At 65.0% G+C, this 6,136-nt stretch carries 7 protein-coding genes and 1 pseudogene; 5 read left to right on the forward strand and 3 right to left on the reverse strand.

Annotation, left to right across the window (positions count from 1 at the left end; all coding sequences use genetic code 11):
- Nucleotides 1-200 precede the first annotated feature (200 nt).
- The gene (locus DBR22_RS21070; RefSeq protein ID WP_108600600.1) at nt 201-1,214 is read left to right on the forward strand and encodes a LacI family DNA-binding transcriptional regulator; all 1,014 of its coding nucleotides are present in this window, start codon (nt 201-203) and stop codon (nt 1,212-1,214) included.
- A 33-nt stretch (nt 1,215-1,247) separates the two neighbouring features.
- Nucleotides 1,248-2,072, forward strand: coding sequence for an ammonia-dependent NAD(+) synthetase (gene nadE / locus DBR22_RS21075; RefSeq protein WP_108600594.1), 825 nt, complete (start codon nt 1,248-1,250; stop codon nt 2,070-2,072).
- 2 nt (nt 2,073-2,074) lie between these two features.
- Here the strand turns inward: nadE and DBR22_RS21080 are convergent, their stop codons facing one another.
- The 3 genes from DBR22_RS21080 to DBR22_RS21085 all read right to left on the reverse strand — a co-directional run bounded on the left by DBR22_RS21080 (nt 2,075) and on the right by DBR22_RS21085 (nt 3,867).
- Nucleotides 2,075-2,728, reverse strand: a complete 654-nt coding sequence (locus DBR22_RS21080) for a zinc-binding dehydrogenase (RefSeq protein WP_258229356.1) — start codon at nt 2,726-2,728, stop codon at nt 2,075-2,077.
- Complete coding sequence (locus DBR22_RS24915) at nt 2,725-2,988, reverse strand: alcohol dehydrogenase catalytic domain-containing protein (protein WP_258229357.1); 264 nt, start codon at nt 2,986-2,988, stop codon at nt 2,725-2,727. The genes DBR22_RS21080 and DBR22_RS24915 overlap by 4 nt, the downstream gene beginning before the upstream one ends.
- 93 nt (nt 2,989-3,081) lie before the next feature.
- Complete coding sequence (locus DBR22_RS21085; protein WP_108600595.1) at nt 3,082-3,867, reverse strand: IclR family transcriptional regulator; 786 nt, start codon at nt 3,865-3,867, stop codon at nt 3,082-3,084.
- A gap of 210 nt (nt 3,868-4,077) precedes the next feature.
- On the opposite strand from DBR22_RS21085, the gene DBR22_RS21090 reads away from it, so the two are divergent.
- From DBR22_RS21090 to DBR22_RS21100, 3 genes and pseudogenes are all read left to right on the forward strand, one after another.
- Nucleotides 4,078-4,797: a CoA transferase subunit A gene (locus tag DBR22_RS21090; protein WP_108600596.1), complete on the forward strand. Its 720-nt coding sequence runs from the start codon at nt 4,078-4,080 to the stop codon at nt 4,795-4,797.
- Nucleotides 4,798-4,840: 43 nt separating this feature from the next.
- Nucleotides 4,841-5,527: a 3-oxoacid CoA-transferase subunit B gene (locus DBR22_RS21095; RefSeq protein WP_108600597.1), complete on the forward strand. Its 687-nt coding sequence runs from the start codon at nt 4,841-4,843 to the stop codon at nt 5,525-5,527.
- Nucleotides 5,524-6,136 (forward strand): annotated as a pseudogene (locus DBR22_RS21100) (thiolase domain-containing protein); the annotation flags it as partial. The gene DBR22_RS21095 and the pseudogene DBR22_RS21100, both read left to right, overlap by 4 nt.

The raw sequence follows: 6,136 nt of genomic DNA on the forward strand, positions 1-6,136 counted from the left end.
CGCGACGGGACAGCCTAATTGCCGCTCCGGCGCGCGGGGTGATTCGGTTCACACAAGTTCTTCAATAAGTCTAGACACCCTATTTCCCAATGACAACCGATTGCCAAATGTTGACATAATGTGGCAATCTAGGACTTACGGGGCTGTGGCAACGGTCACAGTACCCCATGTCATCCCGTTCAGAGAGGAACGCCATGGCGATGCAAGCAGCCGGAACTGACCGTCCTGCCACCATCCACGACATCGCTGCCATGTGCGGAGTGGCCGCGTCCACTGTTTCCCGCGCCCTGTCCACACCGGCGCGGGTCAACATCCGCACCCGCGCACGCATTGAGGCTGCGGCGGCCGAGCTGAACTACACGCCAAACAACCAGGCCAAAGCCCTGAGTTCGGGCCGCACCGGCGCGGTTGGTGTCCTGGTGCCGGACATTACCAACCCGTTCTACTTTGACCTCATCAGGGGCACCCAGCTGCAGCTCAAGGCGGCGGGCTACACCCAACTCCTCGTGGATACCGAGGAATCGGACGAGGTGGAAGCAAGCAGCATGGAGCAGCTGCGCAAGAGTGCGGACGGAATCATCGTCACTGCCTCCAGGCTCAGCGATGAGGCACTGCTGGCGGCCGCGGCGAAAGTACCCATCGTCACGATCAACCGCGACGTCGTCGGGGTACCCGCCGTCGTCATCGATACGCCGTCGGCCACCAGCCAGGCCCTGGACCATCTGGTTTCCCTGGGTCATACGCGCATCGCGTACATGGCCGGCCCGCTCACGTCCCAGTCCAGTACGCTGCGCTGGAACGCCTTGGCCGCTGCCGCGGAGGATCGCGGCGTGGACGTGCGGCGGCTCGGGCCGTTCGCGCCGAAAACACAATCGGGCGCCGCCGCGGCTGACGCGGCAGTGCATTCCGGTGTCACAGCGTGCATCGCCTTCAACGACCTCATTGCCATCGGCATGCTGCAGCGCCTGCGGGAGCGCGGAATCCGGGTTCCGGAAGATATGAGTGTTGTGGGCTGCGACGACATTTTCGGCGCCGATTTCTGCAATCCCCCGCTGACCACCATGGCATCCCCGATCGAACAGGCCGGCAGGGTGGCGGTATCGATGCTGCTCGCCCAGCTCAACCCGCTTGCCGGTGGGGGCAACCGGAGCCGTTCCCTGATGCCCACGCACCTCACGGTCCGTGGCTCCACGGGGCCGGTGAGACACAGTTGAGGGCTGTTGACACTGCTGGCTAGGCTGGGTCACATGCGCGAACTCCAAGCCACCATTATTGAAGAAATGGGCGTTCAGCCCCGGATCGATCCCGCCGGGGAGGTCCGCAAGCGCGTTGATTTCCTCAAGGAATACCTGAAGGCGACCCATACAAAGGGCTTTGTCCTGGGGATTTCCGGCGGACTGGACTCATCCCTGGCGGGCCGCCTCGCCCAGCTTGCGGTGGAGGAGCTGGAAGCCGACGGCGTGGAGGCCAACTTTGTTGCCGTCCGCCTCCCCTACGGTGTGCAGCATGACGAGGACGACGCACAGGCGGCCCTGGACTTCGTCCGGGCCAAGACCGAATGGACCTTCAACATCTCCGCTGCCGTGGACGGTTTCGAGGACGAATTCGAGAAGACCGTCGGCTCCGAAATTTCAGATTTCCACAAGGGAAACACCAAGGCCCGCACCCGGATGATCGCCCAGTACGCGCTGGCAGGCGAACACAACTACCTGGTGATCGGTACGGATCACGGCGCAGAGTCCGTCACCGGCTTCTTTACGAAATTCGGCGACGGCGGCGCTGACATCCTGCCCCTCTTCGGCCTGAACAAGCGGCAGAACCGCGCCCTGCTGGCCGAGCTGGGCGCCCCCGCCCGTGTGTGGGACAAGGTTCCCACGGCCGACCTCCTGGATGACAGGCCCGGACGCACCGACGAGGACGAGCTGGGCCTCAGCTATGACCAGATCGACGATTACCTCGAGGGCCGCGAGGTCTCCGATGATGTGGCCGAAAAGATCGAGGAAAAGTACCTGCGGACCCGGCACAAGCGCACCGTCCCTGTCACGATCTTCGACACGTGGTGGAAGCAGTAGCCCTACGGGAAAAGCACGATCTTTCCGCGGACGTGGCCGGTACGGCTGGCCTCCAACGCCTCTGCGGCTTCAATCAGCGGGAAACGCTGGGAAATGGTGAAGGTCAGGAGTCCTTCGGCTGCGAGGGCGGCTGCTTCCCACACCCGCCCGTCCTCCAGCCGGACTTTGGCAATCCCGGCTTCCTGTGACTGCCGGTCAGGCACCGTTGTCACGGCCCGGCTGCGGTCCGGAAGCAGTTCCATGGTTGCCGCGACGGACTCCTCGGTGCCCACTGCGTCCAGCACGGCAGTGACCGGCCCCGTTTCTTCAGCGGCGGCCCTGACACGTTCAGCCAACCCGGGCCCATAAACCACCGGAAACGCCCCCAGCTCCCTCAGATAGTCCTGGTTGTCCTCCGAGGCGGTACCGATCACGCCGGCTCCGAGAGCCTGGGCGATCTGGACGGCGGCGGACCCCACGCCACCGGCGGCCGCGTGGATCAGGACAACGTCAGCGGGGGCCACCTTGAGCTGCTTCAGCGCCGAATAGGCTGTTCCTCCGGCAACCGGGATGCAGGCCGCCTGCTCGAGGCTGACCCCCACCGGGACGGGAGTGAGTTGTTCCGCAGGCACCACCGCCGCGGTCCGGTAGGCGCCTGTAAAGCCGCTCCAGATCACTTCATCACCAACGGCAAACCCTCGAAGGCGGGCCCCACCTCAGTCACCACGCCTGCCGCCTCGCTGCCGGGGACGGAGGGGAATTCCAGGGGCGCGGCATCCTTGAGGAAACCGGCCACGAGGCTCCAGTCAAAGGGATTGACACCCACGGCCCGGAATTCCACCCTGACCTGTCCCGAACCGGGAGGAGGCAGTTCCTCGGGGCCTACCTGCAGCACGGTGGGCTCGCCGTATTCGGTGAAGTAGATCCTGGTGCTCATTCCTGCTCCCTTACTGCCAACTCCCTTGCCGGCGCCCCTGCCTGCGCCATCGGCGTCCGGACCTACCGCAAGGGTAGGACCAGCCCCCGGGCTTCACAACAGGTCTTTGCCGGGCCCCAGCTGCACCGTGATCCGGTGGGCCTCCTCCATCAGCAGCCTGCCCAGGACCTCCTGCCGTTCGGCGCGGAAGCGGGGTTCAATGCCGGTCAGGGACAGCGCCCAGGCAGGCCTGCCTGCCTGGTCGAAAACGGCGGCCCCCATCCCCCAACTGCCCTCCAGTACAAGGCCGGGATTCACCGCATAGCCCGCCTGGCGGGTCCGGGCGAGGTTGGCACGGACGACGTCCACCGTGTGCGCCGCTGCGAACGGCCCTGCGTGCTCGTCCCAATGTGCCAGCAGCTGTTCCTGCTCGTCCCCGGGGAGGAACGCCATGATCGCTGTTCCCGCCGAGGCGACACCCAGCGGAAAACGGACTCCTTCATGGAGCACAAAGGACCTGACGGGGAAGCTGCCTTCCTCGCGCAGCAGGCACACGGTCTCTGAACCGCGGCGAATGGAGAAGAACGCACTTTCGCCGGTCTCCTCAGCCAGTCTGCGCAGGCTGGGCCGGGCAATGTCCTCCAGCGGAAACCGGGCAGAAGCCACCGATCCCATCAGCAGGATTTCCGGCCCCAGGACCCAATTGCCGGTGCGGGCGTCGTGGTCCAGCAGCCCCTCGGACGCCAGCGAACTCAGGAGCCTGTGGACAGTTGGCCGGGTGAGGCCCGACTCCCGCACCAGCTCGACCAAGGAAGAGCCGTCAGCGCTGCGCCCGACGATGCGCAGCAGTCCGGCGATGCGGCTGACAACCTGGGCGCCCTGCACGGGAAGTTGCTTCATCCCACTCCTCAATCCACTCAAATTATCCACATTGTGGATACCTCTGAGTGTATCGTCCACAGTGTAGAAATGGCGTCTTTTCGGCGAATATCCAGCCTTGACAGGCCGTCATGCGGCCCCGTACGCTCCCAAGTCAGGCCCTTAGTCCACAAAGTGGATCGTGCAGGGACAGTCATTGCAGGAACCGCTACGCTCAACGAGGAGACGTCAATGTCCAAACTGAAATCCGATGCCGCCATTGCCTTGGCGGACGTACTCCGGGACGGCATGACGCTCGCCGTCGGCGGTTTCGGCCTCAGCGGCATCCCGGCGGACCTGATCGAGGCCGTCCGCGATTCCGGCGTCAGGGACCTGACAGTTGTCTCCAACAACATGGGCGTGGACGGCAAGGGCCTCGGTGTCCTGATCGAGGCCGGGCAGGTCCGTAAGGTCATCGCGTCCTACGTGGGCGAGAACAAACTCTTCGCCGAGCAGTACCTCGCCGGAAAACTCGACGTCGAGTTCACTCCGCAGGGCACCCTTGCCGAACGCCTCCGCGCCGGCGGCGCCGGCATCCCGGCGTTCTACACCAAGACCGGCGTCGGTACGCTCGTGGCCGAAGGCAAGCCGCTGGCCGAGTTCGACGGCGAAACGTATGTGCAGGAGCGCGCCATCAGGGCCGACGTCGCGCTCGTTCACGCGCACACGGCGGACACCGACGGGAACCTCATCTACCGCTACACGGCAAGGAACTTCAACCCGGTGGTGGCAACCGCAGGCGCGGTCACCATTGCTGAGGCCGAAGTCCTTGTGGAGCCGGGCGCCCTGGATCCGAACCACATCGTCACACCGGGCGTTTTCGTCCAGCGGCTGGTCCAGGCAAGCAGCCGGATCAAGGACATCGAACAGCGCACCGTCCGCCCGCGCACTTCGGAACCCGTTCCCGCCTAGCCACCGCCACTCCCCCAAACCTCAAGAACCTAAGGAGAACCCCATGGCCTGGACCAGGGATGAAATGGCTGCCATCGCAGCTGAAGAACTGAACGACGGCGACTACGTCAACCTCGGCATCGGCATCCCCACGCTGGTGGCCAACAACCTGCCCGACGGCGTCCGCGTGGTCCTGCAGAGCGAAAACGGCCTGCTGGGTATGGGCCCCTTTCCGTACGACGGCGAGGAAGACGCGGACCTCATCAACGCCGGAAAGCAGACAGTCACCGTGCTCGACGGCGGCAGCATCTTCGACTCCGCCACGTCTTTCGGCATGATCCGTGGCGGCCACGTCAAGGTGGCCATCCTCGGCGCCATGCAGGTTTCCGGCAGCGGCGACCTCGCCAACTGGACCATCCCCGGCAAGATGGTCAAGGGCATGGGCGGCGCCATGGACCTCGTAGCCGGCACACCCCGGGTGGTGGTGCTGACCGAACACAACGCCAAGGACGGCACCGCCAAGATCGTCACCGAATGCACGCTGCCGCTCACCGGCCTGAGCTGCGTGGACCGGATCATCAGCGACCTCGCCGTTTTTGACCTGCCCACAACGGACGACGGCGGGCGGCAGCTGACGCTGACGCGCCTGGCCCCCGGGGTCACCGTGGAGGAGATCCGAGGGAAGACCGAGGCTGCGTTCACGGTCGCCCTGGATGAGACCGCTACCGCCCTGGAAGGAGCCACAGCATGAGCCTGCGCGAACAGTTCGGCAAGGACGTCCTGCTCACCGGCTGGGGACACAGCCGGTTCGGCAAACTCACGGACGAGACCCTCGAATCGCTGATCGTCCAGGTGGCCACCGACGCCATCAACAATGCCGGGATCGAGCCCGGCCAGATCGACGAAATCTACCTCGGCCAATTCAACTCCGGCATGATGCCGCTGGCCTTCCCGTCCTCGCTCGCACTGCAGGTCTCGGACCAGTTGGCCTACGTTCCTGCCACCCGGGTGGAAAACGCCTGCGCTTCCGGTTCAGCAGCTTTCCAACAGGGGACCAAGTCCCTCCTGGCAGGTACCGCGAAGACCGTGCTGGTGATCGGCGCCGAAAAGATGACCCATGCCGGTGCCGACGTCGTGGGTGCGGCCCTGCTCGGCGCTGACTATGACATGGCCGGCCAGACCTCCACCACGGGATTCACGGGCCTGTTTGCCGACGTCGCCAAGCACTACGACAAACGCTATGGCAGCGGTTCGGGACAACCGGGTTCAGGGAAGCTGGGTGACGTCCTGGGCAGCATCGCCGCGAAAAACCACCGCAACGGCGTGGACAACCCGTACGCCCAGCTCCGCAAGGACCTCG

Source organism: Arthrobacter sp. HMWF013 (assembly GCF_003061105.1).
In the GTDB taxonomy this organism is placed as follows: Bacteria; Actinomycetota; Actinomycetes; order Actinomycetales; family Micrococcaceae; genus Arthrobacter.

Coding starts and splice junctions, on each gene's coding strand:
- DBR22_RS21070 (WP_108600600.1), top strand. CDS start 201: ATGCAAGCAGCCGGAACTGACCGTCCTGCCACCATCCACGACATCGCT.
- nadE (WP_108600594.1), top strand. CDS start 1,248: ATGCGCGAACTCCAAGCCACCATTATTGAAGAAATGGGCGTTCAGCCC.
- DBR22_RS24915 (WP_258229357.1), bottom strand. CDS start 2,988: ATGAGCACCAGGATCTACTTCACCGAATACGGCGAGCCCACCGTGCTG.
- DBR22_RS21085 (WP_108600595.1), bottom strand. CDS start 3,867: ATGAAGCAACTTCCCGTGCAGGGCGCCCAGGTTGTCAGCCGCATCGCC.
- DBR22_RS21090 (WP_108600596.1), top strand. CDS start 4,078: ATGTCCAAACTGAAATCCGATGCCGCCATTGCCTTGGCGGACGTACTC.
- DBR22_RS21095 (WP_108600597.1), top strand. CDS start 4,841: ATGGCCTGGACCAGGGATGAAATGGCTGCCATCGCAGCTGAAGAACTG.